The sequence below is a fragment of the Mesorhizobium sp. NZP2234 genome (genome assembly GCF_013170765.1).
GTDB lineage: Bacteria > Pseudomonadota > Alphaproteobacteria > Rhizobiales > Rhizobiaceae > Mesorhizobium > Mesorhizobium loti_D.
Genome location: NZ_CP033364.1, coordinates 4,366,294 through 4,389,095 on the forward strand (window position 1 = coordinate 4,366,294; position 22,802 = coordinate 4,389,095).

Sequence of the window (22,802 nt, forward strand, 5' to 3'; positions counted from 1 at the left end):
TTCGTTCCGTGCCGTTGGGTGTTCGGAAGGGGCATCATCAAATGCAAATGTCGGAGGATTTAGGCAAATCGCCGGAAAAAGGCGGTGACGGCGTGGTGCGCCGTTTGGTCGAAGAAACCGGCATTACCGAAAACCAGGCCCGCGAGCTAATCGTCTTCCTTGGGCTAAATTGGACATCGCTTCTGCGAGAGGCCAGGATCTTAAAACCGAGGCATTAGATCCGTACGACCTTATCGAGACCAAGGCGAAGTCGCTGACCTTCCGCAAAGGCTAGAGCGAACGATTCCAGTTCGAATGATCGGGTAATTTCCTGATCCGCCTCGATCACGCGCACGAACCATTCGCCGCAGGCTTCGACCACTTCGACCGCTGGTTGGCGTATGCCATCTGGGAGCACGTCATCCATCGCGTTGCCTCGCGAGCAATGGGGAAACGCCTATTGTCATAACGCTCAGCCAAGGTGGCTTTCAATATCAAATGTGGTTGACCCGGATCCAGTCCTAGCCGGGTCTGATCGCCTTCATTTTCCAGGGAACATTTTTTCAAGTTGGCACTTTTTTGGCCGTCAGACCAAAGGAGGCTGTCATGAAGCGGCGCGTCGATCGCGAAAAGATTGAACGGGCGAACCGCGAGAGCAAGGTCGTGCTGGATGCGGAACGCAAGGCCAGGGAAGATAAGACGGCGCGCCTACGAGAACAGCGATTGGCTTTGCAGGCAGGCAGCCCACAAGTTACGGCGCAACGCCGAAGCAATCCAGATTAGAGCCGGAAGCGGCTTTGCGATCGGCAGACCCGGCGCCGTCCGCTTTCAGAGAGCCTACTTGTGCTCCTGACGCCTTTCGATCTCGTATGTTAGCCATCGGCAGAACATACCGGCGATCGACGCTGCGGCGCCGCCAAGTAAGCAGGCGACGAGCAGCGGACTTTGTGAAGCGCTTTTCCAACTCACGATGGCGAGGAGGACAACGCTCAGCGTTGAAATCAAATAGCCCACACCCTTGAGCATTTGCAGAGCAGCTTTTGTCATGCCTGAAATCTCCTTGAAGGCTGCACTTCGGAACATTCTTCACGCCCCGAAGTTCCAGAGCCGACCCACATCTGCGAGGCGTCTTGATGCCCAACTTTCTAAAGCTGCCGACAACGGCGAATGCCCTGATCAGAGTGGTGATCGAAACCCCACGTGGTGCCGCGGCGAAATTGGCCTATGATCCGGCGACGCAGGTTTTTGGATATGTCCGCCCTTTGCCGGTTGGAATGAGTTATCCTTACGATTGGGGCTTTGTTCCCTCCACATTGGGCGAGGATGGTGACCCTCTTGATGGGCTCGTTATTCATCAGGCGACTACCGCGCCAGGCGTGATCATCAAATGCCACTTGCTGGGTGCGTTGCGTGTCAAGCAGAAGGATCGGGACGGCAAGGCAATCCGCAATGATCGATACATTTTCTGTCCTCACAAGGAGGATGCGGAAGACGAGCCCGCGGTCGCAGACCAAGTGCCCGAGCACCTCAGGCGGGAAATCGAGCAGTTCTTTCTCTCATCGGTGCTTGGGACCGGAAAAACCATCAAATTCAAGGGCTGGCAATGCGCTGACGAGGCATTACGAGCGATCCGCAAGGGCATGAAGGCCTTTGCTGCTCGCGGATCAAGCCGTATTAAGGGCTAATCGTTCGGCTGGCTATTCCCGCCAACCGAACGGCATCCAATCCTTTGTCGCGATTTTCCTGGGAAAATGGCACGGGCAGCAGGGCTCGAACCTACGACCTGCGGTTTTGGAGACCGCCGCTCTACCAACTGAGCTATGCCCGTATCGTGTGCGCCTCGGCGCAGCAGGGGTTTCCTAAAAGCTTCCGCGCTCTGTGTAAAGAGTGGTTTGCACGCAAACGCGCCTTCATCCCCTCGCCGGAGATCCGGACCACCGATGACTGGCCGCCGCTTCGGCCTGTTCTGGACGTCTACGACTACGATTTCACGGCCGGCGGCTTGTATGGCCCGCCAGGCACGCCCCAACCCCAGGCCGGCATCGGTTCGGTTTCCGGATCGCAAGTCTCGCCCAGATTGGAATTCATCTTGGCCAGCCGCGATCCCCATTCGACATAGCCCATGAAGGCCGAACGGAACTCGGGATCGTCGGGCAGGCCAACGGCATCGGCGGCATCGGCGAGCAGGTTGATCCAGCGGCGGCGCTGCTCCTCGGTCAAATGCTTGCCCAGATGATGCATGACCATCTCGCGGTGGCCGCCGAACTTTTCGCTGTAGGTCTTCGGTCCACCGAAGACCTCGCCGATGAAGGCCGCGACATGGGCGGGATGGTCTGGCGACATGGCCTTGAACACCGGCCCGACGACCGGGTCCTGCGCCACCTTGTCATAAAAGGTCCGTGTCAGCCGGTTCAGGGCTTCGCTGCCGCCGGCCCATTCGTAGAGTGTCGGAACGTCCTTGCGCATGGTCACCTGTCCTCGATGCCGCTGACGGTAGCGGAAAGACCCGGCCGGCCTCAACCTGCCTCGATGGCCAGTTCAACATACGCGACGTTACAGTTTGGCCGGCATGTCGGCTTCGGCATTGGCAGACGGCACGACCCGGCAATTGTCGGGCCTCGGAACCGATCTGCATATGGTGGCGCCTGTCATTTCGTCAGCAGACTGACGTCCGGTCGCCAGCCCGAATTTGAGTATCGTCTCACGATCAAGCTGCTGTTGATCCGGGGAAATGGCGAACAGGCCAGGCCTGACCGCCATTTCCTCGAGATACGCATCGACCTTGTCCTGAAAGCCAAGGGATCCCACGCTTAGGCGCACGGCCGGACCAATCAAGCGTCTGACGCCACCGGCAACCATGATCGGACAGGCCGAAGCACATTCGCCCTCCGATTCGATGGTGAGCCCGCCATGGACGCCCTCCTTGGCCAGGCAATCCGCCGAGGGATCGCAATCCACGAAATCGGTGTGAGCGACGACAACGTCGAGCCTGCGTTCCCGGATGAGCCTGCCCGCCGCAAGCGCGCCCTCGACATCTCCTCCTCGCGAGCTGATGACGATCGGCAGCCGCCGGCCGGCGACGGCATCGAGCGCCTGGCGCAAGCTTTCCGGCGTCCGCGCGGTGATCGTACCCTCCGCCGAGATCCATTCCGGGCAGTCGGGATCGCACAGCGGGTTGCTGCCGCGGACGAACACAAAACGCATGTCCGCTTCCTTTGGCGCCGTAGTCCTGGCCGACGAGGGTAGAGCGGGGCCTGCCTGGGCGGTCGCGACATTGGCCGGCCTTGTCCCTTTGTCCTTGTCCGTCAATATCTCCCGGCAATTCGCCGGCATCGGATCTGCCTTGCAGATCGTGCTGGCGGTGAAAAGCTCGACGGTGTCCAGGGACGTGACGAGGTTCATCCGAAGCATGTTTTGGAGAACCAATTGATGGATATCGGTGGCCGGCGTGTTCTTCATCGTCAGCAGTACGCCGTCGCCTATCCCCATGCCTTTCAGATAGGCCGAAAGCTTCTTCTCGACCGCCTTGCTCATTTCGTAGGTCTTGTAGCTGCCCGCGTTCCTCCGGCTGACAATTTTGGTGCTGATGATCTTCTTCCTGCCGTTCACGATCCGGTAGGTGGTCCGATAGAGCAGCTTCTCGCGCTGGTAGGTGGTGGTGATCTGGTGGACGCCGAGATAGGCGAAGTCCCCGACCACGCGGCGAATTCCGCCGGAAAACATCAGCGGGCAAGCAGAGTTGCACATGGCGCCGTTGTCATAGGCTGTGCCAAAGTAGTCGGTGCCCTTGTCCTTGCAATCCTTCATCCGCGGCTCGCAGCCGGAAAACGCCGTCGTGCCGACGGCGATATCGAGCCTGTTCTTGCGGATCATCCGGCCGAGGGTCACCGCAGCATCGACGTTGCCGCCGGGGGAATTGACGACCACGGGCAATTGGCGGCCTTTGAGCGCCTTGAGCGTGCGCTTGAACAGCGATGGCGTGCCCGCCTCGATGGTGCCTTCAGCCGATATCCATTCGGGACAATTGGGCTCGCAGCCCGGCACATTGCTGCGCACGACCGCGAACCGCATCGACGGTATGTCCAGCGACTGCTCCTGAGCCTGCGCCGCCGAGACCGACAGCACCATGGCCGTCAACAGCACGACACGGACCAGCGCCCGCAACCACCATGCCTCGAAACAGCGCCCTGGAACCACTCTTTCGCCAAGCTCCCGCAATGCAAGCCATACTAGTTGGCGCGATGGCGCTTGCAACAGCTTTGAAATTATTGCGGCTGACGGCTGTCCCGGCTGCCTGGAAACAAAAAAGGGCGGTCCGAAGACCGCCCTTTCCGTGTCGATCCGGCCAATGCCGGCGTCGATTATTCCTTGATGGTGACGACGATGCCGGCACCGACGGTGCGGCCGCCTTCACGGATGGCGAAGCGCAGCTTCTCTTCCATGGCGATCGGCACGATCAGCTCGACATCGACCGTGATGTTGTCGCCAGGCATCACCATCTCGGTGCCGGCCGGCAGCGACACGATGCCGGTCACGTCGGTCGTGCGGAAGTAGAACTGCGGGCGGTAGTTGGTGAAGAACGGCGTGTGACGGCCACCTTCGTCCTTGGTCAGGATGTAGGCTTCGGCCACGAACTTCTTGTGCGGCTTCACCGTGCCCGGCTTGGCCAGAACCTGGCCGCGCTCGACACCTTCACGATCAACGCCGCGCAGCAGCGCGCCGATGTTGTCGCCAGCCTGGCCCTGATCGAGCAGCTTGCGGAACATTTCCACGCCCGTGCAGGTCGTCTTGGTCGTCGGACGGATGCCGATGATCTCGAGTTCCTCGCCAACCTTGACCACGCCGCGCTCGACGCGGCCGGTCACGACCGTGCCGCGGCCCGAGATCGAGAACACGTCCTCGATCGGCATCAGGAACGGCTTGTCGAGCGGACGAACCGGGGTCGGGATGTAGGCGTCGACCTGAGCCATCAGCTCGCGGATCGCGTCCTCGCCGATCGTCTTGTTCGAATCCTCAAGAGCGGCCAGCGCCGAACCCTTGACGATCGGAATGTCGTCGCCGGGGAATTCGTTCTTCGACAGAAGCTCGCGAACCTCGAGCTCGACCAGCTCGAGCAGCTCGGCGTCGTCGACCTGGTCGACCTTGTTCAGGAACACCACGATCGACGGCACGCCGACCTGACGGGCGAGCAGGATATGCTCGCGGGTCTGCGGCATCGGGCCGTCGGCGGCCGAAACGACCAGGATCGCGCCGTCCATCTGCGCGGCGCCGGTGATCATGTTCTTCACATAGTCGGCGTGGCCGGGGCAGTCGACATGGGCGTAGTGGCGGTTGGCCGTCTCGTATTCGACGTGGGCCGTCGAGATCGTGATGCCGCGCGCCTTCTCTTCCGGTGCCGCATCGATCTGGTCGTAGCGCTTGTACTCGCCAAAATACTTCGTGATCGCCGCCGTCAGCGACGTCTTGCCATGGTCAACGTGACCAATCGTGCCGATGTTCACATGAGGCTTAGTGCGCTCGAATTTACCTTTTGCCATAGTCTCTTTCCTTGGACGGCCTTGACCTTCAGTTCAGTCGAATGCGGGGCGATTAGCGACAAAGGCCAAAAAACACAAGCGTCTTTTGGCTGGGTGCCGTCTCACTCAGTCCGAACCTGGGATCCGATTGCGGGATGTGGCGCTGATATAGGAAGGCTCGGCACGAAATGAAATGGGTGACAGGCCGGCCGATCGAGGTCTGCGTCAAGCGCTCTTGCCCGCCGATCCCTGTCCGGCTCGCGGCCGACTGATGGCCTATTGCGGTGGCGACCGACGTCTGATCTCCTGACCTCATGCATTTCATCCCTGCTTCAATCCGCGGCCCGCTGTTCATGATCGTTTCGACGGGGTCGTATCTCGTCAACGATACGATGATGAAACTCGCAACGGCGGGCTTGCCCTCCTACGAGGTGCTGTTCCTGCGCGGGGCCGCGGCAACACTCTGGGGCTTCCCGCTGCTGTTCCTGCTCGGCTATGGCAAGCAGATTCCACTGATCTTCGACGGCCATGTGCTGCGCCGAAACCTGCTCGAGCTGGCGGCGATTCTTTGCTATGTCGTTGCACTCGCCAACATGCAAATCGCCGATTCCACCGCGCTCGGACAAATCACGCCGCTGTTGATGCTGGTCGGCTCGTCGATCCTGTTTGGCGAACGCATCGGCGGCCAGCGCATGGCGCTGATCGGGATCGGCTTCATCGGCGCCCTGATGGTGGCGCAGCCTACCATGCAAGGCATTTCGGTCTATGCCCTGCTGGCGCTCGGCAATGCGGCGCTGTCGGCCGCGCGCGACCTTGCCGGCAGGCATGTCCCCGCGGAAGTGCCCGGGATGATCGTGGCGATTTCCGCCGTCTTGGTGGTGCTGGTCGGCGCGGGTGCCGCGCATCTGATATCCGAGCAATGGGTCATGCCCGAGGGGCGCCATTTGCTGCTGATGGCCGGTGCCGGGTTTTTCCTGATCTTCGGCCATTTCTTCATCTTCATGGCCTATCGCGTCGGGCCGACCAGCGCGGTGGCGCCGTTCTACTACTGCTTCACCGTCTGGGCCGTCATTTCAGGCCTGCTGGTGTTCGGGCAGTTCCCTAACACGCTGGCGATCTGCGGCATCCTGCTGGTGGTGGCCAGCGGACTGACGATCGTGTCGCTGGACCAGCGCAAACGGAGGCTGACTGTCGTAGCCTAGTATCGGCGCCATCGCGCCTGTCTTGCGCCGCTGTTGCAGAGGCCAGATTGATCGTCTATTCGGCCATGTATCGTCCATTCGGCGAAGACATGATCAATTCAGCCAAGGGAGGTTCCCCATGACCGATTTTGACCAGAACAAGAGTTCCGACGCCGAGCACAAGGCCGCCATTCGCAAATCGCTGGTCGGCTGGGCGGTATTCATCGCGGGAACGCTGATCTTCTTCGCCGCGGCCGATGCGGTGCTGATGCCATAGGCAAGCCCGAAGCAGGTCTTGCCTCGGCCGAAATTCGAATTTCGGACGATCCGCCCTGCGCCTAAAGCGGTCCACCGTTTCGCGGAAACGGCGACCGCTCCAGCCTTTTGTTTTGGCGCAATTCCTATGGGAAAACCGCCTAACACTTTTCCTGGAATTGCCCTAAAGCGTCCGGCGTCCGCTGAACTGATGGTAGGCCCACAGCACAACCACCGCGCCAACCACCGCGACGATCAGGCTGTAGATGTTGAGGCCAGTGACGCCCGACGCGCCGAAGGCACTGAAGATCAGGCCGCCGACAATGGCGCCGACAATGCCAAGCACGATATCCATTATCATGCCCTGGCCGGTCTTGTTGACGATCTTGCTGCCCAGGAAGCCGGCGATGACGCCGAGTATGATCCAGCTGATGATTGACATTTTTTCCTCTCCATCCCCCGCCGCCCCAACATTTTCATATGATTGTCAAAACCTCAAGCCAGCTTGAAATTCCGGCCGGATGCGCCATTGTTGCGGATGGGCCGGGCTTGGTTGAGATGGAGGATCCACTATGGGACTTTTTGACAACGCCGTTCCCGGCGGCAACATCACCAAACCGCTGATGATCGCGCTTGGCGCATTGCTGGTCGGAAAGATGCTGAGCGGCAGAAGTGCCGAACAGCCGGATCAAGCGCCTGCGCCAGCCGACCCAACCCCTGCCGGAACCACCGCCAGTGATGGCGGCCTGCTCGGCGGTCTGGGCGGCCTGCTCGACAAGCTCAGGGATGCCGGCCACGGCAACACCGCGGACTCCTGGGTCGGCACCGGGCAGAACCAGTCGATCAACGCCAATGATCTCGGAGCCGCGCTTGGGCCGCAAGTCATCCATGAGATCGCGCAACGCACCGGGCTGGACGAACAGGAGCTGCTCAAGCAGCTGTCCACCGCCCTGCCTGGCATCGTCGACAAACTGACACCGAACGGCCAGGTGCCTCAGCAGCACCAGGTGGCATCGGCGTTCAACAGCTGACGCGGCGCAGATTATGCCTGAAGCGCTGCGCGTTTGGTCGCGCAGTGTCCGGGCTTACCGATGGCGGGGATGAAAATCTGGAGCGGGTAGCGGGAATCGAACCCGCATATTCAGCTTGGAAGGCTGCTGCTCTACCACTGAGCTATACCCGCGCCTTGCACTGAAGTATCGGATTCACCCGAAAAGCGCCATGCACTTTTCGGCCCGATGCTTTTCTCGTTTCAGGGCTTCCGGGCCGGCAGTGGTGGAGAGGGTTGGATTCGAACCAACGTAGGCTAAGCCAACGGATTTACAGTCCGTCCCCTTTAACCACTCGGGCACCTCTCCAGTCTGCCGCCGGAGCCATGCAACGAGGCATTCTTGCCGATCCCGGAGCCCGAGATAGATGTCTTCTCCGAAATCAGCGAAGCGCCTTATGGCGGCAAGGCCATTGGGTGTCAACCGCGCAGGAAGGGTTTTTCGATGTTGTTCGCCGGCTGCGGCGACAAGGCATATCCTTGGTCACGGGAGACAGCTATAGAAGCCGGCCATGAGCAACAATTCCAACACCCCGAAAGACACCCATTACGCCAAGCTGCGCCGCGCCTTTCGCGACGAGAAAAACGGCGGCGCGCCGGCGTTCCGGCCGCGCCAGCCCGTTCCGCCCGGCGAAAACACCGCCGACGGCCTGGTGCGGCTTTATGGCCTGCACACGGTGCGGGCGGCACTCGACAATCCGCGCCGCAAGATTCGCAAAATGCTGGTGACGCGCAATGCGGCCGAGCGTCTCGAGATTGCCGATCTTGCCGCCCTGCCCTTCAAGGCGGAACTGGTCGAACCCAGGGACATCGATAAGATCACCGGATCGGATGCCGTGCATCAGGGCGTGCTGATCGAGGCGGAACCGCTGAAGCCCAAGCGCTTGGACGCGCTCGGCGACACCAAGCTGGTGCTGGTGCTCGACCAGGTCACCGATCCCCACAATGTCGGCGCCATCCTGCGCTCGGCGGTCGCCTTCGGGGCCGGCGCGCTGATCACCACGGCGCGCCACAGCCCGCAGGAATCGGGCGTGCTGGCGAAATCCGCCTCCGGCGCCCTGGAACATATCGACCAGATCGAGGTGAAGAACCTGGCCGACGCGCTCGGGCAACTGCATGAGGCCGGCTTCCAGACGATCGGGCTTGATTCGGACGGGCCGGCGGAACTCGAGACCAGCTTTGCCGGCGACAGGATCGCGCTGGTGCTCGGCGCCGAAGGCAAGGGCCTGCGCCAGAAGACGCGCGAGACGGTGACGACGCTGGCGCGGCTCGATATGCCCGGCGCCATCCGCTCGCTCAACGTGTCGAACGCCGCGGCGGTGAGCCTTTATGCGGCGCGGGCATTCTTGAAGCGCGGCTGAGCCGAAAGCGGCAGACTATTTGCTCCAAACGAGAACGGGTCCCGGCGACAGACGCCGAAACCCGTTCTTCGACGGACGGAAGTTGGCGACTTGGGAACGTTACGTCGCCTTCTCCCGACCTATGCCGCTTTGCCGTGAACTGAGGCTGCTTCGCCGCCAACCTCGAAATTGGCCATCCGTTCCAGGGCCCTGACGAGCGCCGAATGATCTTCCTTCGCGCCGCCATTGGCGGCGCAGGAATTGAACAACTGCTGCGTGGTCGACGTGTTTGGCAATGACACACCGAGCGCCTTGGCGCCCTCCAGTGCCAGGTTGAGATCCTTCTGGTGCAGTTCGATCCGGAAGCCCGGCGCGAAGGTGCGCTTGACCATGCGCTCGCCATGCACTTCGAGAATGCGCGAGGCTGCCAGCCCACCCATCAGCGCCTGCCTGACCTTGGCCGGATCGGCGCCGGCTTTCGATGCAAAAACAAGCGCTTCTGCGACGGCTTCAATGGTCAGCGCGACGACGATCTGGTTGGCGACCTTGGTGGTCTGGCCGACCCCGTTCGGGCCGACCAAAGTGATGTTCTTGCCCATCTTCTCGAAGACGGGTTTTGCGCGCTCGAAGGGCTTGTCCTCGCCACCGACCATGATGGTGAGCGACGCCGCCCTGGCGCCGACCTCGCCGCCGGACACCGGCGCGTCGAGATAGTCGCAGCCGAGCTCGTTGATCTTCTTGGCGAAGGTCCTGGTCTCGATCGGCGAGATCGAGCTCATGTCGATGACCAGCTTGCCTTTGCTCAAACCGGAGGCGACGCCGTTGTCGCCGAACAGCACATCGGCGACCTGCGGCGTATCCGGCACCATGGTGATGATGATGTCGGCCGCCTTGGCGACGGCGGCGTGGCCGGAGACCGACTTCAGCCCCTTAGCGACGAGATCCGCCGGCGGCTTGGAGCGATGATCGCTGGCGATGACCTTGTAGCCGGCATCCAGCAGATGCCCCGCCATCGGCGCGCCCATGATGCCGAGGCCGATGAAGCCTATGGTTTCCATTATGGTTCTCCTGAAGTCTCTGCTCGAACTCGTCGAAGGTTGGCGCTGCCCCTCATCCGCCCGCCGGCACCTTCTCCCCGTATAGTGACGGGAGAAGCGAAGCGCTCCGCCTAAGCCGCCGCGCTTCCCTGCCCGGCCAAGTCCCGGAACCAGCCCAGTCCGGCCTCGGTGCCGGCCTTCGGCTTGTATTCCGCGCCGATCCAGCCGGAATAGCCGATGCGGTCGATGTGGTCGTAGAGGAAGGGATAATTGATCTCGCCCGTTCCCGGCTCGTGGCGGCCCGGATTGTCCGCAAGCTGGATATGCGCGATGCGGCCGAGGTTCGCCTCGATTTTACGGGCGAGATCCCCCTCCATGATCTGCATGTGATAGATGTCGTATTGCAGGAACAGGTTTCTTGAGCCGACCCGGTCGATCAGCGCCAGCGCCTGTTCTGAATAGTTCAGGAAGAAGCCCGGAATGTCGCGGGTGTTGATCGGCTCGATCAGCAGCCGGATGCCGGCCTGCTCCAGTTTTTCCGCGGCGAAGGCCAGGTTTTCGGCGAAAACATCCTCCAGCACCTTGCGGTCGGCGCCGGCAGGCGCGATGCCGGCCAGGCAGTTTACCTGCGGGCAGCCGAGCGCCTGTGCATAGGTGATCGCCTCGGCGATGCCCTGGCGGAATTCCGGCACGCGGTCCGGCAGTACGGCGATGCCGCGCTCGCCCTTGCCCCAGTCGCCGGCCGGCAGGTTGAACAGCACCTGGGTCAGGCCGTTCTTCTTCAGCCTCGCGGCCACCACCTCGGGCGCATGGTCGTAAGGGCCGATATATTCGATGCCCTTGAAGCCCGCGCGCGCTGCTGCGTCGAAGCGATCGAGGAAATCATGCTCGCCAAAAAGCATCGACAGGTTGGCTGAAAAACGTGGCATTCTTCTTGTCCCTCTTATCAGTCGAGCATCACGATCGCGGTCGGGGCGTCTTCCTGATGTTCGGCAAGGTCCTCGAATTCGGTGATCTTGTCGATCTCGGTGCCCATCGAGATGTTGGTGACGCGCTCGAGGATGAATTCGAGCACGACGGGAACCTGGTGCTCCTTCATCAGCCGTTGCGCCTCTCTGAAGGCGGCGGCGAATTCCTCGGGCTTGCGCACCCGGACCGCCTTGCAGCCCATCGCCTCGGCCACGGCGACATGGTCGACGCCATAGCCCGCCTCCGGATCGCCTGACCGGTTGATGTTCTCGAAGGCGAGGCTGACCTCATAATCCATCGAGAAGCCGCGCTGCGCCTGGCGGATCAGGCCGAGATAGGCGTTGTTCACGACGACATGGATGTAGGGCAGCTTATGCTGCGCGCCGACCGCCAGTTCCTCGATCATGAACTGGAAATCATAATCGCCCGACAGCGCCACGATGGTGCGGTCCGGGTCGGCTGCGCGAACGCCAAGCGCGGCGGGCAGCGTCCAGCCGAGAGGGCCGGCCTGACCGCAATTGATCCAGTTGCGCGGCTTGTAGACATGCAGGAACTGCGCCCCGGCGATCTGCGACAGACCGATCGTGGTGACATAGGTGACGTCACGGCCGAACGCCTTGTTCATCTCCTCATAGACGCGATGCGGCTTCAGCGGCACCTGGTCGAAATGCGTCTTGCGTTTCATCGTCTTCTTGCGGCCCTGGCACTCCCTTGCCCAGCCGGACCAGTCGCGCAGCTTTCCGGCCGTCTTCCACTCAGTGGCGACGTCGAGCAGCATCTTCAGCGCGGCACCCGCATCGGACACAACGCCGAGGTCCGGGGCGAAGACGCGTCCGATCTGTGTCGGCTCGATGTCGACATGGATGAACTTCTTGCCCCTGGTGTAGACGTCGACCGAGCCGGTGTGGCGGTTGGCCCAGCGGTTGCCGATGCCGAAGACGAAGTCGGCCTCCAGCATCGTCGCATTGCCGTAGCGATGCGACGTCTGCAGGCCGCACATGCCGGCCATCAGCCGGTGGTCGTCCGGAATCGCGCCCCAGCCCATCAGCGTCGGGATGACCGGAACGCCGGTGATTTCGGCGAACTCGATCAACAGGTCGGATGCATCGGCATTGATGATCCCGCCGCCGGCGACGATCAACGGCTTGTCGGCCGCGTTGAGCATGGTCAGCGCTTTTTCCGCCTGGGCCCGCGTCATCGCCGGCTTGAAAGGAGCCAACGGTTCATAGGCGTCGATGTCGAATTCGATCTCAGCCAGTTGCACGTCGACCGGCAGGTCGATCAGTACCGGGCCAGGCCGCGACGAGCGCATGAGGTGAAATGCCTTCTGCAGCGCCATGGGGACGAGATAAGGTTCCATGACGGTGACAGCCCATTTGGCGACGGGTGCCGCGATGGCGGCGATGTCGACCGCCTGGAAATCCTCCTTGTTCAGCCGTGCACGCGGTGCCTGGCCGGTGATGCACAGGATCGGAATGGAATCGGCTGATGCCGAATAAAGCCCGGTGATCATGTCGGTACCGGCCGGGCCCGAAGTGCCGATGCACAGTCCGATATTGCCCGCCTTGGCGCGGGTGTAACCTTCGGCCATATGCGAGGCGCCCTCGACGTGGCGGGCGAGAACATGGCGGATGGTGCCCCGACCCTTGAGCGCCGAATAGAGCGGATTGATCGCCGCACCCGGCACGCCGAAGGCGCAGGAAATACCTTCCTTTTCGAGAACAAGAACCGCCGCATCGACAGCGCGCATCCTGGCCATTTTCCGGCCCTCCACAGGGTTTGTCATTGTTGGATGGCCTGTTATCTCAGCAAGCCGGCTATTTTTCAATTTTTTCAGAATATTTTTTCATTTCTAGAGAATGGCTCCTATGCCCTGATTTTATTCGGTTTTCGGTTTTCCAGGATTTTTCTCTCCGCCTAATTGAAAAACTTTTTCATTGCACGTTTGGAGAAATCGGCGAGACTGGCGTCATGGAAACCACTGAGAAACGGCAGCGTGGTCGGCCCCGCGCTTTCAACGGGCCATCCGAGGCCAGTTCGGTGCAATCGCTCGACCGGGCGTTGCGCATCCTGGCCATCGTGGCGGAGGGCAACGGCCTGTCGCTGAGCGAGATATCGGCGCAAAGCGGCCTTGCCGCCTCCACCGCCTACCGCATGCTGACGACGCTCGAAAACCACCGCATGGTCGAGTTCGACACATCAGACCAGTTGTGGTCGATCGGCGTCGAGACCTACCGCATGGGCGCGGCGTTCCTGCGCCGCCGCAAGCTGGTCGACCGCGCCCGCATCGTCATGCAGGAACTGATGGAAAAGACCGGCGAGACCGCCAATCTCGGTGTCGCCGAGGATGATTGCGTGGTGTTCGTCAGCCAGGTCGAGACGCACCAGGCGATCCGCGCCTTCTTCCGCCCGGGAACGCGCAGCCCCTTCCACGCGTCGGGCATCGGCAAGGCGGTGCTGGCGCATCTCGAACCGGAGCGCGTCGGGACCATCTTGCGCAAGGCCGGCCTGCAGCGCTTCACCGACAAGACGCTGTCCGAGATCCCTGCCCTTGCCCACGACCTGGCCGTCATCAAGCAACGCGGCTGGTCGGTCGACGACGAGGAACGGCACCCCGGCATGCGTTGCGTGGCCGCCGCCATCTTCAACGAATTCGGCGAGCCGATCGGCGGTGTCTCCGTGTCGGGGCCGACCGTGCGGGTGACGCCGGAGCGGCTGGCCGAGATCGGCCCGATGGTGCGCGGTGCCGCGGCCGAAGTGACCAGGATGATCGGCGGCGCGCAAGCCGGTTGATCAGCAGCTTGCCCAGGCAATGCGTTCCTGGTCGCAGTCCGGTCCCCCCGGGGTCCTGCTCGTCAAGGCCACTCTCCCCTCTGCTGGCGCTTGAATGGCCGACTGGACGTTCGCAAAATCGCTGGAAACCACGGCAGCATGACGCCGCCTTGCCGCGGCGTTCGAATGCATGCGAAAGGGCACGGATGCGGAAAACGGTTCAGCTCTTGCTTACGGCTTCACTTTGCGGATGCGTAGCGGCGGCACCTCGACCTGATGCCGGCGGAGGCCAGCGGGTCGAACCCATTCCGATCCCGCTTGCCCTGGAGGAGATCATAACCACCGGCATCCGTCAGCGCTTGCCGGATCCTGCCTCCGCCAAGTTCGGAAGGATGCTTGCCGGCGAGCGGACGCTGAACGGCCGCAAGGAGATCGTCGTCTGCGGCTTCGTCAACGGCAAGGATTCCTCCGCCGGCTACGGCCGCGACCAAGCCTTCATTGCCAAGATCTACCCGGATTCGGGAAGCAGCTTCGAACTGGTCGCCATGGGCGACGCTTCGGAAACGAGGCATATTGTCGGCAGCACATGCAACGCAGCCGGATTGCCAATGTCCGATTCCAGCTCGAAAACCCAACTGTAAGCATTTGTGAGACAACGGAAAAAGGGGCTCCCGCGAGCCCCCTTTCTGTTGTTGAACAGTCCTCCCCTCAGAGCCGGCAGTAGTGACGATAGCCGTCGTAACCGACATAGGTGTCGGAGTCCGGATCGTAGCTGGAGTAGCGATCGAAGCAGCGACGGACGTGCCAGGAACCGCCGTCTTCGTCGACATAGACGGTACGCGGCGGCTGCTGGGCGAGCAGGCTGCCCAGGACGAACCCGCCGACGCCGGCGGCGATGCCGATGCCGAGGTCGTGGTGATGCGAATGAGCCGCCGAAGGCTGAACGGTACCGACCAGCATGGTGGTGGCGGCGGTGGTGGCGATGAGGCCGGAAACGAGTGTGCGCTTGAACATGATGATCTCCTTGCTTCGTTGACCGAGGCGATCCATCCGCCTCTTGATCATCTGTCGTTGCCGCGCAGGAAAAGGTTCGAATCTTTTTTCGATTTTTTGCAGAGCCGGCCCGGTCGTACCCTCACCCGGTATCTCTCGTTTCGTCCCACGATCCGACGAAGGGCGCATCCAATGAAAAAGGGCGGCCGAAGCCGCCCTTGTGAGGAGAAGTGGGTCCCTCCATCAAAGGAAAATGATCACCTTGCCGTGCTTGTGGTGATGATGGTTGTGGTGCCACCACCAATGCTTCTTGAAGTGCTTCTTGTGGTGATGGTTGTGATGATGATTATGCATACCGTGAGCAGACGACGTGCCGACGGTGCCGGCAAGCGCGCCGGTGGCGACGAGGCCTGATGTCAGAGTGCGCTTGAACATGATGATCTCCCGGACCCTTGATCGAGGCGACCCATTCGCCTCCGAACCTCAGTCGTCGTGGCGCGGAAAAGGTTCGAAAGGTCGAGGAGATTTTTCGGTGAGGCGTAGGAGTAGCGAGAGGCGGATCACACGAGGTCGCGGACCACTACCGACTATTGACTACCCCTCACCCCATGCCCGTGATGTGACGCAGCCAGAAGGCGAGCGCAATGAAGCCGATGATCGTGGTCACGCCGGTCCAGTCGACATTGGCCTTCTTCACGTCGCTGATGAGCTTGACCAGCAGCATCCAGGCGATGACGACGATGGGGAGAATGATGACAAGCCTGATCATGCGACACTCCAGTCCGAAGCGATTGCACCTGGTGTCTATGTAGGAAGCGTCTTGGTGGATTTCAGCACGCTGCGGGTAACTGAAAATGGAGTTTTGTCTTTACTGACGCACGAAATATGCTAACGGGGCGCCATGCCCTTGTAGCTCAGCTGGTAGAGCAGCGGTTTTGTAAACCGAAGGTCGCGGGTTCGATTCCTGCCGGGGGCACCAGCTCTGACCGACGATTCCCCGAGCGTCCAAATCTTCCGAGCGCGGCCTCCCTAGGAGGCACCCACTGGATGGGCCGATACGTTCGTCCGGGTGAACGTATTCCGCACCCTGACGGACCTGTAGACATACGCGACCCAGATGCCTGTCAAAACAAACGAAACTATCGGTGCCGCCAGCGCATCGCCTGCGAGCACCTGGCTCACCGGAACACTCAGAATGGAGGCGATCCAGATCGTGTCCAGGACAAAGACGACAGGGATCGCAAGCCACTGAAGCAGAAACAATTGCGGAAAGCGATGGCTGCGCCGAAGCATCGACACAAGCACAACCAGCTGAAGCGCCAGAAATGCGAGGTTGAGGGCAACCTCACCATACACCACCAGTGGCCCATTGGAGAGGGTCATGAGTTGCTGGTAGCCGTCGGCCGAATTGGCGAAGTCGGCCAGTGTGCGCAGCGGCGACAATGCCTGACCGATCGCCAGCAGCATCAGCCAACCGCCGAAGCCCACAAGAGCCTCAGGGTTCTGCGACGGCTTCACGGCTGATCGAACGGCAAAGAAAACAGGCACGCCGATCAACAGCAGCACGATCGCCAAATGCCAGATGGAAAACGCCCCCATCTACCTCTCCCCCTTTTTATACCCTCTCAAGTTGTATCAGATTTCAGTTTCAACTCAAGAGGCGAGCCTCGCATCGAGCGACGTTGGATGCCGAGACAAGGATTTCTCCTGTCTGCTCCTGACTCCCTTAAACCCCGATCGCCGCCACCAATATCCGGTTCTGCCGGCGTATCGCCGCGCGCAGTTCCGGTATCCTGGCCTCGTCGCGCTTCACGAATTCGATGAACATCATGTTCATGTTGTTGAAGATCAGTTCGCCCAGGGCTGCCCCGTCTATATCCTGCCGTACCAGGCCGATCTGCTGCAACCTGGCGATCAGCGCGCGGATCTGTTCGGTGAGAGAGCGGTCGAGCGCGGTGTAGGCCTGGCCGAACGGGCTGTCGGGCAATTGCGTCGAGATCGCCATCGCCTGCCGCCACATCTCCTTGCTGAGATAGTGTAGCGAGTGCTCGATATAGATGCCGACCAGCGTGTCCAGCGCATCACCGACATTGGCCGGCGGCCGGGCGACGACGCCGCGCCCGGCATTGAGCACCTCGTTGACCTCCAGCGAGACGATGGCGCCGAGGATGTCGCCCTTGTTCTCATAGTAATTGTAGATCGTGCCGACGGAGACCTCGGCCTGGGCGGCGATTGCCTCGATCTTGGCACCCTCATAGCCGGCCTCGCGAAAGAGCGCCGCCGCCGCCTCGATGATGCGCCTGTGCCGGTCCGCCTTTTGCCTTGCCCGCAATCCGCTCATATCGCCTCTTGCCATAAAAACAGAATTGACTCAATTTTAGAATTGGTTCAATTTTTTGCAAGAAGTCACAAAGGCAAGGGAGAACACTCGATGTCCATCAAATCCGCAGCCGGGAATCCGCTGTCCGTCCTGAAGCGCCACTTGCACGCGGCATGCGCCGCCACGGCACTGCTGCTTGCCGCCGGCAGCCTCGCCGAGGCCGCCGATCTCAACGCGCTGATCTGGTGCGACCATTCCGATCCGGCGCTGCTGCAACCCTTCGAGGAGGCCAACAACGTCAAGGTCAACGTCAAGGAATTCGAGGGCACCGGCGCCGGTCTCGCGATCGTCGAGCAGTCGCAGCCAGGCGACTGGGACGTGATGGTGATCGACAGCATCGACGTGCCGCGCGGCGTCGAAAAGGGCCTGTTCGAGCCGCTGCCGGAAGACAAACTGCCCTTCACCGACCTCTTCCCACAGGTGAAGATGGACGGCTCCACAGTGGTGGGCGGCAAGCGTTACGGCATCACCGAAAAGTTCGGCTACAACACGATCGGCTTCAACAAGACCAAGGTCGATCCGGCCGACATGCAGTCCCTGGCATCGCTGACGTCAGACAAATACAAGGGCAAGGTTGCCATCTACGATTATTACCTGCCCGTCATCGGCATGGCGGCGCTCGCCATCGGCAAGAAGACGGCTGACCTCACCGAAGCCGACCTGCCCGCCCTCAAGGAAGAGCTCCTCAAGATGAAGGCCAACGCCAAGCTGGTCGGCGAAGTGACCGCCAGCCAGACGGCACTCGCCACCGGCGAAGTCGATATTCTGGTCGGCGGCGGCGAATGGGTGACGGCGGGGCTGGCGAAGGAAAACCCGGCGCTGGATTTTTCGATCCCGAAAGAGGGCGCGGTGCTTTGGTCGCAGTCGCTGGCCATGTTCAAGGATTCCAAGAACAAGGACATGGCGCTGAAGTTCATCCAGTACATACTGAGCCCGGAAGGCCAGGCGCGGCTTGCCACTTCCTCCTGCTATTGGGGCATGCCGTCGAACACCAAGGCAGCGCTGACCGACGATCAGAAGAAGATCCTGCGTTTCGACGAGCAGCCGGGTTTCCTTGCCCGCGCCCAGTCCTATCCGGCGCCGAATGCCGAACTCGACAAGAAGATGCAGGATATGTGGACTGAAATGCTGCAGGCGAAGTAAGCGCCCGCCGCTGATGAGCTCCGCTGGACACAACGGGCGTGCCCCGCCACGGGCGGGTCGCGCCTTGCCTTGGGCGCTGGTCACGCCGGCGCTTGGCTGGACGCTGCTGTTCTTCGTGCTGCCGTTCATCGCCATGGGGTTTTCCAGCCTCACGGCGCATGAAGGCGGCGGCTTCACACTTGCCAATTACAGCCAGTTCTTCACCAACCCGTCCTACTGGCAGGCGATGGTCAACTCGCTGCAAGTGACGGCGATCGTCACCGTGGTCTCGGTGCTGCTCGCCTATCCCTTCGCCTGGATCCTCGCCGAACAGGTGCCGGAACGCTGGCAGCGGCTGGCGCTGATGCTGGCCGTGCTGCCGTTCTGGACCTCCTATGTCGTGCGCTCCTATTCCTGGCTGCTGGTGCTGGCGCAGAACGGTGTCATCAACCGCGTGCTGACAGGTTCAGGTCTCACCTCCGAGCCACTGCAGCTGGCCAATACACGCCTGGCCACCGTCACCGGCTTCGTGCATTTCTTCGTCATGCTGTTGACGCTGACCATCTTCGCCAACCTCAAGCAACTCAGCCCGAGCTACCGCAAGGCGGCCGCCGATCTCGGCGCCGGGCCGGTGCGGACCTTCCTGCATGTCGTCCTGCCGCTGACCCTGCCCGGCATCATGGTCGGCGCCTTCCTCACCTTCGTCCTGTGCATCGGCGACTACATCACGCCGCAGATCCTCGGCGGCAACAATGAGCTTCTGATGCCGCAACTGGTGATGATGCAGATCGGCCGGCGCGGCGATTTTCCGCTGGCCTCGGCGCTGTCGATCATCCTGATGGCGGTGGTGAGCATCGCCTATCTTGCCTGCGCGCGCTGGCTGAAGATCGAGCGGGCGTGACCATGCGCCAGTTCGTCCGCGCCGTTTCCTGGGTCTATGCGCTTGCCGTCTACGGCTTCATCTTCCTGCCGGTTGTCGTGCTGGTGCTGTTCTCGCTGCAGTCGACCTCCTTCCCCATTCCGCCCTTCACCGGCCCGTCGCTGCGCTGGTACGACGCGGTGCTCTCCGACGCCCGGCTGACTTCGGCGCTGGTCAATTCGCTGATGGTTGCGGTGCTTTCCTCGGCCGCCGCCGTCACGGTGGGCTTCCTCTCGGCCTGGGGTTTCGCTCGCTTCGTGCTGCCGGGCTCGGGCCTGCTGCGCGGTCTGATCACGCTGCCGCTGACGGTCAGCTACCTCATCATCGGCATGGGCCTCCTGGTGCTGTTCAACTGGGCCGGCGTGCCGAAATCGCTGCTGGCGGCCGGCATCGGCCATGTCGTGATCAACCTGCCGCTGTGCTTCGCCATCATCTACAGCCAGATGGGCGACCACCAGATCAACATCGAACGCGCCGCGCGCGATCTCGGCGCGCCGGAATGGAAGGTGTTGCTCCTCATCACCGTGCCGGTGATGGCGCCGGCCATCTTCGCCGGCTTCTTCCTGTCGATGACCTTCTCCTGGGATGAGTTCGTGATCTCCTTCCTGCTGACGCGCTTCGATACCACGCTGCCGGTGGAGATCTGGAACCTGTTGCGCTCCGGCCTCAACCCGAAAACCAACGCCGTCGGTTCGCTGGTCTTCGCCGTTTCCATCGTGCTGGTGGTGCTGTTCGAACTGACCCTGTTGCGGAGAAAGCCGGCATGAGCGCGCCCCTGGTCGACATCCGCAACGTCTCGCACCGTTTCGGGCAGCTGGCCGTACTGAAAGACATCTCGCTGCGGATCGAGCCCGGCAGCTACACGATCCTGCTCGGCCCGTCCGGCTCCGGCAAGACGACGCTGCTTTCTATCCTGGGCGGCTTCGTCACGCCCAGCGAGGGCAAGGTGTTCATCCGCGGCGCGGACTGCACCTCGACGCCGCCGGCCAGGCGCCCGACGACGACCGTATTCCAGGACTACGCGCTGTTTCCGCATATGAGCGTCGGTGGCAATGTCGGGTTTGGGCTGCGCATGCAGGGCGTCGACGGCGCGACACGCGCCGCCCGGGCGCGGGAGGCGCTGGCGCTGGTCGGGCTGGGCTCCGCCTTCGACAAGAAACCGCACCAGCTTTCCGGCGGCCAGCGGCAGCGCGTGGCGCTGGCGCGTGCGCTGGTGATCGAGCCGGCGGTTCTGCTGCTCGACGAGCCGCTCGGTGCGCTCGACCTCAAACTGCGCCGGCAGATGCAGGACGAATTGAAAGCGATCCAGAAACGCGTCGGCACCGCGTTCATCCATGTCACCCACGACCAGGAGGAGGCGATGGCGCTGGCCGACCACTGCGTGGTGATGAACGATGGCCGCATCGAGGACGAAGGCCCGCCCGAGCGCGTCTATCACAGGCCGGCGACGCGCTTTTCGGCCACCTTCATGGGTGAAAGCACGATCCTTGCCGGCAAGGTGACGGACGCCAGGGACAGGACGATCACCGTCACGACGCCTGTCGGACCGGTTTTGGTGCCCGGCACTTTGCCCGCGGGTTCGGCCATTGCGCTGGCCATACGGCCGGAGCATCTCATTCTCGGCGGGGCCGCGGGTACCGCGGGTCTCGGCACGGCAAAAGTGAGCGACGTGGTCTTCCAGGGCAGTTTCAAGCGCGTGCTTGCCATTTCCGCCGAAGATCCCTCGCTGCAGTTCATCGCCAAGCTGCAAGCGTCAGCCACCGTTCAGCCCGGCGACACGGTTGCCGTTTCGTGCGATACCGACCAGATCATCGTTTTGGCGGACTGAAATGGGAAGTTTTCCGGCCATCGACGCCGCTGATTGGTACGAGACCATCCGCATGGCCGACGGCGTCACGCTGATCCACGAGCCATGGATCAAGCCGTTCTTCCGCTGCAACATCTGGCATGTGCGCGGCCGCGACCGTGACCTGCTGTTCGACACCGGTCTTGGCCATTTCAGCCTGCGCGCGCATGTGCCTTTGGTGAGCGAGCGCAAGCTGACCTGCGTCGCCAGCCACACGCATTTCGACCATATCGGCTGCCATCACGAATTTCCCGACCGCTGCGTGCACCGTGCCGAGGCGGAGATCCTCGCCGATCCGCGCAATGAATGGACAGTGGCTGACCGCTATGCGACCGACGATATGTTTGATCGATTGCCGCGGGGTTGGGAGTCGTCCCGCTACCGGATCCTGCCCGCCCCTGCCGACCGTCTGCTCTTACATGGCGATGTCGTCGATCTCGGCGACCGAGCCTTCGAGGTGATCCACACACCCGGCCATTCACCCGGAGGCATCGCGCTCTACGAGGAGAAGACCGGCATCCTGCTGTCCGGCGACATCGTCTATGATGGCCCGCTGATCGACGACGCCTACCACTCGGATGTCCCGGACTATGTGGCGACACTGCTCGCCATGCGCGACCTTGATGTCTCGGTCGTGCATGGCGGCCATTTTCCGAGCTTCGGCAAGGTGCGCTACCGCCAGCTTATAGACGAATACCTGGCGCGGAAGCGGCAGGCAGGCTGCCATCTGCGGCAGTCCCCGTAGTCAGATCAACGCATCAATTCGAAATGCCGTGGAAATGCCTGATGCAGCAGGAGCAGCATGGTCTTGCGCAGCACATCCGTGTCACGGCTGGAAGGGTTCAGGTGATCCCAATACCACGCGCCGTGAACCAGATAATTCAGGCTCTCGGACAAGGTTTGTATGTCGACGCCGGCGTAGCCGCCGCTTCGCGAAATCTCGACCAGCAGCTCGCGCGCTTCGGCGGTGTAGGCCAGGTCGCTCGGCAGGCCGATTTCATTGTAAATCTGCATGCTCTTGCGGTCGCTGGAGAACACGACGAAGACAGAAACCCATTTCGGGTGCTGCCGGGCGAAGCGTTGCGCGCAATCGACCGCGCCCAATAACCGTTCAACCGGCGACAGGCCGGGTGCCCGCACCAGCGTGACCCAGAGCGCGTCATACTGATCGCTGAGATACTGCAGCACCGCCCGGAACAGATTCTCCTTGCTGCGGAAATGAAAGACGACCAGCGCATTGGACGAGCCGACATGTTCGGCGATGCGCTGCATGGTGACGCTCGCCAGGCCCTCCTCCGCGATGAGCTCGATGGTGGCGTCGATGATGCGCTGCACACTCGCTTCGCCACGCTCGCGCCGACGGTCCCTGGGCGGCGCCGCATCGTTGGCCGCGCCCTTCGTTGCCACAGCCTTACGTTTCTCCGGCTTTGCCGTTGGCTTGCGTT

Annotated in this window: 28 protein-coding genes and 4 tRNA genes; 14 read left to right on the forward strand and 18 right to left on the reverse strand. The window is 61.9% G+C overall.

From position 1 onward, the window contains the following. Nucleotides 1-214 precede the first annotated feature (214 nt). Nucleotides 215-406 carry a hypothetical protein gene (locus tag EB230_RS21505; protein ID WP_056568378.1) on the reverse strand — a complete coding sequence of 64 codons (192 nt, stop codon included), beginning with the start codon at nt 404-406 and terminating at the stop codon, nt 215-217. Nucleotides 407-585: 179 nt separating this feature from the next. Here EB230_RS21505 and EB230_RS21510 point away from each other — a divergent pair, with 179 nt between their 5' ends. Further along, nucleotides 586-762, forward strand: coding sequence for a hypothetical protein (locus EB230_RS21510; protein WP_155772409.1), 177 nt, complete (start codon nt 586-588; stop codon nt 760-762). A 54-nt stretch (nt 763-816) separates the two neighbouring features. Here EB230_RS21510 and EB230_RS21515 read toward each other — a convergent pair whose 3' ends face one another. Continuing rightward, the gene (locus EB230_RS21515; RefSeq protein ID WP_172373921.1) at nt 817-1,026 is read right to left on the reverse strand and encodes a hypothetical protein; all 210 of its coding nucleotides are present in this window, start codon (nt 1,024-1,026) and stop codon (nt 817-819) included. 86 nt (nt 1,027-1,112) lie between these two features. Between EB230_RS21515 and EB230_RS21520 the strand changes: the two genes are divergently transcribed. Beyond that, a complete protein-coding gene (locus EB230_RS21520) occupies nt 1,113-1,664 on the forward strand; it encodes an inorganic diphosphatase (protein ID WP_172373922.1) in 552 nt (183 codons plus the stop codon). 67 nt (nt 1,665-1,731) lie between these two features. On the opposite strand, the gene EB230_RS21525 is transcribed toward EB230_RS21520, so the two are convergent. From EB230_RS21525 to tuf, 4 genes are all read right to left on the reverse strand, one after another. After that, nucleotides 1,732-1,807, reverse strand: a tRNA-Trp gene (locus tag EB230_RS21525). A gap of 152 nt (nt 1,808-1,959) precedes the next feature. Beyond that, nucleotides 1,960-2,445: a group II truncated hemoglobin gene (locus EB230_RS21530; RefSeq protein WP_172373923.1), complete on the reverse strand. Its 486-nt coding sequence runs from the start codon at nt 2,443-2,445 to the stop codon at nt 1,960-1,962. An 87-nt stretch (nt 2,446-2,532) separates the two neighbouring features. After that, a complete protein-coding gene (locus EB230_RS21535) occupies nt 2,533-4,107 on the reverse strand; it encodes a hypothetical protein (RefSeq protein WP_246738991.1) in 1,575 nt (524 codons plus the stop codon). A 233-nt stretch (nt 4,108-4,340) separates the two neighbouring features. Further along, a complete protein-coding gene (tuf, locus tag EB230_RS21540) occupies nt 4,341-5,516 on the reverse strand; it encodes an elongation factor Tu (protein ID WP_010909256.1) in 1,176 nt (391 codons plus the stop codon). Between the two features lie 293 nt (nt 5,517-5,809). On the opposite strand from tuf, the gene EB230_RS21545 reads away from it, so the two are divergent. Together EB230_RS21545 and EB230_RS21550 are read left to right on the forward strand one after the other, a co-directional pair. Continuing rightward, the gene (locus tag EB230_RS21545) at nt 5,810-6,697 is read left to right on the forward strand and encodes a DMT family transporter (RefSeq protein WP_172373925.1); all 888 of its coding nucleotides are present in this window, start codon (nt 5,810-5,812) and stop codon (nt 6,695-6,697) included. 118 nt (nt 6,698-6,815) lie between these two features. After that, the gene (locus EB230_RS21550; protein ID WP_171883312.1) at nt 6,816-6,953 is read left to right on the forward strand and encodes a hypothetical protein; all 138 of its coding nucleotides are present in this window, start codon (nt 6,816-6,818) and stop codon (nt 6,951-6,953) included. A 162-nt stretch (nt 6,954-7,115) separates the two neighbouring features. On the opposite strand, the gene EB230_RS21555 is transcribed toward EB230_RS21550, so the two are convergent. Further along, complete coding sequence (locus EB230_RS21555) at nt 7,116-7,373, reverse strand: GlsB/YeaQ/YmgE family stress response membrane protein (protein ID WP_056566410.1); 258 nt, start codon at nt 7,371-7,373, stop codon at nt 7,116-7,118. 130 nt (nt 7,374-7,503) lie between these two features. Between EB230_RS21555 and EB230_RS21560 the strand changes: the two genes are divergently transcribed. After that, nucleotides 7,504-7,962 carry a YidB family protein gene (locus tag EB230_RS21560; RefSeq protein ID WP_172373926.1) on the forward strand — a complete coding sequence of 153 codons (459 nt, stop codon included), beginning with the start codon at nt 7,504-7,506 and terminating at the stop codon, nt 7,960-7,962. Nucleotides 7,963-8,040: 78 nt separating this feature from the next. On the opposite strand, the gene EB230_RS21565 is transcribed toward EB230_RS21560, so the two are convergent. Beyond that, nucleotides 8,041-8,114 (reverse strand) — tRNA-Gly (locus EB230_RS21565). Nucleotides 8,115-8,204: 90 nt separating this feature from the next. Further along, nucleotides 8,205-8,289: transfer RNA gene (locus EB230_RS21570), tRNA-Tyr, on the reverse strand. 202 nt (nt 8,290-8,491) lie between these two features. Between EB230_RS21570 and EB230_RS21575 the strand changes: the two genes are divergently transcribed. Next, entirely contained in the window at nt 8,492-9,340 is an 849-nt protein-coding gene (locus EB230_RS21575) for an RNA methyltransferase (RefSeq protein ID WP_056566416.1), read from the forward strand. 119 nt (nt 9,341-9,459) lie between these two features. On the opposite strand, the gene EB230_RS21580 is transcribed toward EB230_RS21575, so the two are convergent. Genes EB230_RS21580 through gcl form a run of 3 tightly spaced genes read right to left on the reverse strand, consistent with a single transcriptional unit; the run spans nt 9,460 to nt 13,084 of the window. After that, nucleotides 9,460-10,581 (reverse strand): 2-hydroxy-3-oxopropionate reductase, encoded by a 1,122-nt coding sequence (locus tag EB230_RS21580; RefSeq protein WP_348646678.1) that lies wholly within the window; start codon nt 10,579-10,581, stop codon nt 9,460-9,462. Next, nucleotides 10,488-11,285 (reverse strand): 2-oxo-tetronate isomerase, encoded by a 798-nt coding sequence (gene otnI / locus EB230_RS21585; protein WP_056566423.1) that lies wholly within the window; start codon nt 11,283-11,285, stop codon nt 10,488-10,490. Before otnI ends, EB230_RS21580 begins: the two co-directional genes overlap by 94 nt. Nucleotides 11,286-11,302: 17 nt before the next feature. After that, entirely contained in the window at nt 11,303-13,084 is a 1,782-nt protein-coding gene (gene gcl, locus EB230_RS21590) for a glyoxylate carboligase (protein ID WP_172373928.1), read from the reverse strand. A 212-nt stretch (nt 13,085-13,296) separates the two neighbouring features. On the opposite strand from gcl, the gene bhcR reads away from it, so the two are divergent. Continuing rightward, on the forward strand, nt 13,297-14,118 hold the full coding sequence (gene bhcR, locus EB230_RS21595) for an HTH-type transcriptional regulator BhcR (protein ID WP_056566431.1): 822 nt from the start codon (nt 13,297-13,299) through the stop codon (nt 14,116-14,118). Between the two features lie 185 nt (nt 14,119-14,303). Then, complete coding sequence (locus tag EB230_RS21600; protein ID WP_172373929.1) at nt 14,304-14,738, forward strand: hypothetical protein; 435 nt, start codon at nt 14,304-14,306, stop codon at nt 14,736-14,738. A 67-nt stretch (nt 14,739-14,805) separates the two neighbouring features. Here the strand turns inward: EB230_RS21600 and EB230_RS21605 are convergent, their stop codons facing one another. From EB230_RS21605 to EB230_RS21615, 3 genes are all read right to left on the reverse strand, one after another. Then, complete coding sequence (locus tag EB230_RS21605; RefSeq protein ID WP_056566846.1) at nt 14,806-15,111, reverse strand: BA14K family protein; 306 nt, start codon at nt 15,109-15,111, stop codon at nt 14,806-14,808. 222 nt (nt 15,112-15,333) lie between these two features. Further along, the gene (locus EB230_RS21610) at nt 15,334-15,525 is read right to left on the reverse strand and encodes a hypothetical protein (protein ID WP_172373930.1); all 192 of its coding nucleotides are present in this window, start codon (nt 15,523-15,525) and stop codon (nt 15,334-15,336) included. A gap of 166 nt (nt 15,526-15,691) precedes the next feature. Next, the gene (locus EB230_RS21615; protein ID WP_081850636.1) at nt 15,692-15,859 is read right to left on the reverse strand and encodes a hypothetical protein; all 168 of its coding nucleotides are present in this window, start codon (nt 15,857-15,859) and stop codon (nt 15,692-15,694) included. Between the two features lie 134 nt (nt 15,860-15,993). Between EB230_RS21615 and EB230_RS21620 the strand changes: the two genes are divergently transcribed. Continuing rightward, nucleotides 15,994-16,069 (forward strand) — tRNA-Thr (locus EB230_RS21620). Nucleotides 16,070-16,119: 50 nt separating this feature from the next. On the opposite strand, the gene EB230_RS21625 is transcribed toward EB230_RS21620, so the two are convergent. Together EB230_RS21625 and EB230_RS21630 are read right to left on the reverse strand one after the other, a co-directional pair. Beyond that, nucleotides 16,120-16,689: a DUF2569 family protein gene (locus EB230_RS21625; RefSeq protein ID WP_172373931.1), complete on the reverse strand. Its 570-nt coding sequence runs from the start codon at nt 16,687-16,689 to the stop codon at nt 16,120-16,122. A 127-nt stretch (nt 16,690-16,816) separates the two neighbouring features. Then, nucleotides 16,817-17,431, reverse strand: coding sequence for a TetR/AcrR family transcriptional regulator (locus EB230_RS21630; protein WP_056566443.1), 615 nt, complete (start codon nt 17,429-17,431; stop codon nt 16,817-16,819). A gap of 90 nt (nt 17,432-17,521) precedes the next feature. On the opposite strand from EB230_RS21630, the gene EB230_RS21635 reads away from it, so the two are divergent. The 5 genes from EB230_RS21635 to EB230_RS21655 are packed head-to-tail and all read left to right on the forward strand — an operon-like array spanning nt 17,522 to nt 22,102. Beyond that, nucleotides 17,522-18,613 (forward strand): spermidine/putrescine ABC transporter substrate-binding protein, encoded by a 1,092-nt coding sequence (locus EB230_RS21635; protein ID WP_172373932.1) that lies wholly within the window; start codon nt 17,522-17,524, stop codon nt 18,611-18,613. Between the two features lie 13 nt (nt 18,614-18,626). Next, nucleotides 18,627-19,493: an ABC transporter permease gene (locus tag EB230_RS21640; protein ID WP_172373933.1), complete on the forward strand. Its 867-nt coding sequence runs from the start codon at nt 18,627-18,629 to the stop codon at nt 19,491-19,493. A 2-nt stretch (nt 19,494-19,495) separates the two neighbouring features. Beyond that, nucleotides 19,496-20,278, forward strand: a complete 783-nt coding sequence (locus EB230_RS21645) for an ABC transporter permease (RefSeq protein ID WP_172373934.1) — start codon at nt 19,496-19,498, stop codon at nt 20,276-20,278. After that, nucleotides 20,275-21,339 carry an ABC transporter ATP-binding protein gene (locus EB230_RS21650; RefSeq protein WP_056566456.1) on the forward strand — a complete coding sequence of 355 codons (1,065 nt, stop codon included), beginning with the start codon at nt 20,275-20,277 and terminating at the stop codon, nt 21,337-21,339. Before EB230_RS21645 ends, EB230_RS21650 begins: the two co-directional genes overlap by 4 nt. Nucleotide 21,340: 1 nt before the next feature. Further along, complete coding sequence (locus EB230_RS21655; protein WP_065005073.1) at nt 21,341-22,102, forward strand: MBL fold metallo-hydrolase; 762 nt, start codon at nt 21,341-21,343, stop codon at nt 22,100-22,102. A 5-nt stretch (nt 22,103-22,107) separates the two neighbouring features. On the opposite strand, the gene EB230_RS21660 is transcribed toward EB230_RS21655, so the two are convergent. After that, a complete protein-coding gene (locus EB230_RS21660; RefSeq protein ID WP_246738834.1) occupies nt 22,108-22,764 on the reverse strand; it encodes a TetR/AcrR family transcriptional regulator in 657 nt (218 codons plus the stop codon). Nucleotides 22,765-22,802: the final 38 nt, after the last annotated feature.

Excerpts from the sequence above, each read along its gene's own strand:
- EB230_RS21575 (WP_056566416.1), top strand. The coding sequence starts at position 8,492 with ATGAGCAACAATTCCAACACCCCGAAAGACACCCATTACGCCAAGCTG.
- EB230_RS21630 (WP_056566443.1), bottom strand. The coding sequence starts at position 17,431 with ATGAGCGGATTGCGGGCAAGGCAAAAGGCGGACCGGCACAGGCGCATC.
- EB230_RS21550 (WP_171883312.1), top strand. The coding sequence starts at position 6,816 with ATGACCGATTTTGACCAGAACAAGAGTTCCGACGCCGAGCACAAGGCC.
- EB230_RS21600 (WP_172373929.1), top strand. The coding sequence starts at position 14,304 with ATGCGGAAAACGGTTCAGCTCTTGCTTACGGCTTCACTTTGCGGATGC.
- EB230_RS21625 (WP_172373931.1), bottom strand. The coding sequence starts at position 16,689 with ATGGGGGCGTTTTCCATCTGGCATTTGGCGATCGTGCTGCTGTTGATC.
- EB230_RS21640 (WP_172373933.1), top strand. The coding sequence starts at position 18,627 with ATGAGCTCCGCTGGACACAACGGGCGTGCCCCGCCACGGGCGGGTCGC.
- bhcR (WP_056566431.1), top strand. The coding sequence starts at position 13,297 with ATGGAAACCACTGAGAAACGGCAGCGTGGTCGGCCCCGCGCTTTCAAC.
- gcl (WP_172373928.1), bottom strand. The coding sequence starts at position 13,084 with ATGGCCAGGATGCGCGCTGTCGATGCGGCGGTTCTTGTTCTCGAAAAG.
- EB230_RS21555 (WP_056566410.1), bottom strand. The coding sequence starts at position 7,373 with ATGTCAATCATCAGCTGGATCATACTCGGCGTCATCGCCGGCTTCCTG.
- EB230_RS21655 (WP_065005073.1), top strand. The coding sequence starts at position 21,341 with ATGGGAAGTTTTCCGGCCATCGACGCCGCTGATTGGTACGAGACCATC.
- EB230_RS21650 (WP_056566456.1), top strand. The coding sequence starts at position 20,275 with ATGAGCGCGCCCCTGGTCGACATCCGCAACGTCTCGCACCGTTTCGGG.
- EB230_RS21535 (WP_246738991.1), bottom strand. The coding sequence starts at position 4,107 with ATGGTGCTGTCGGTCTCGGCGGCGCAGGCTCAGGAGCAGTCGCTGGAC.
- EB230_RS21560 (WP_172373926.1), top strand. The coding sequence starts at position 7,504 with ATGGGACTTTTTGACAACGCCGTTCCCGGCGGCAACATCACCAAACCG.
- tuf (WP_010909256.1), bottom strand. The coding sequence starts at position 5,516 with ATGGCAAAAGGTAAATTCGAGCGCACTAAGCCTCATGTGAACATCGGC.
- EB230_RS21605 (WP_056566846.1), bottom strand. The coding sequence starts at position 15,111 with ATGTTCAAGCGCACACTCGTTTCCGGCCTCATCGCCACCACCGCCGCC.
- EB230_RS21635 (WP_172373932.1), top strand. The coding sequence starts at position 17,522 with ATGTCCATCAAATCCGCAGCCGGGAATCCGCTGTCCGTCCTGAAGCGC.
- EB230_RS21545 (WP_172373925.1), top strand. The coding sequence starts at position 5,810 with ATGCATTTCATCCCTGCTTCAATCCGCGGCCCGCTGTTCATGATCGTT.
- EB230_RS21520 (WP_172373922.1), top strand. The coding sequence starts at position 1,113 with ATGCCCAACTTTCTAAAGCTGCCGACAACGGCGAATGCCCTGATCAGA.
- EB230_RS21515 (WP_172373921.1), bottom strand. The coding sequence starts at position 1,026 with ATGACAAAAGCTGCTCTGCAAATGCTCAAGGGTGTGGGCTATTTGATT.
- otnI (WP_056566423.1), bottom strand. The coding sequence starts at position 11,285 with ATGCCACGTTTTTCAGCCAACCTGTCGATGCTTTTTGGCGAGCATGAT.
- EB230_RS21645 (WP_172373934.1), top strand. The coding sequence starts at position 19,496 with ATGCGCCAGTTCGTCCGCGCCGTTTCCTGGGTCTATGCGCTTGCCGTC.
- EB230_RS21530 (WP_172373923.1), bottom strand. The coding sequence starts at position 2,445 with ATGCGCAAGGACGTTCCGACACTCTACGAATGGGCCGGCGGCAGCGAA.
- EB230_RS21505 (WP_056568378.1), bottom strand. The coding sequence starts at position 406 with ATGGATGACGTGCTCCCAGATGGCATACGCCAACCAGCGGTCGAAGTG.
- EB230_RS21615 (WP_081850636.1), bottom strand. The coding sequence starts at position 15,859 with ATGATCAGGCTTGTCATCATTCTCCCCATCGTCGTCATCGCCTGGATG.
- EB230_RS21510 (WP_155772409.1), top strand. The coding sequence starts at position 586 with ATGAAGCGGCGCGTCGATCGCGAAAAGATTGAACGGGCGAACCGCGAG.
- EB230_RS21610 (WP_172373930.1), bottom strand. The coding sequence starts at position 15,525 with ATGTTCAAGCGCACTCTGACATCAGGCCTCGTCGCCACCGGCGCGCTT.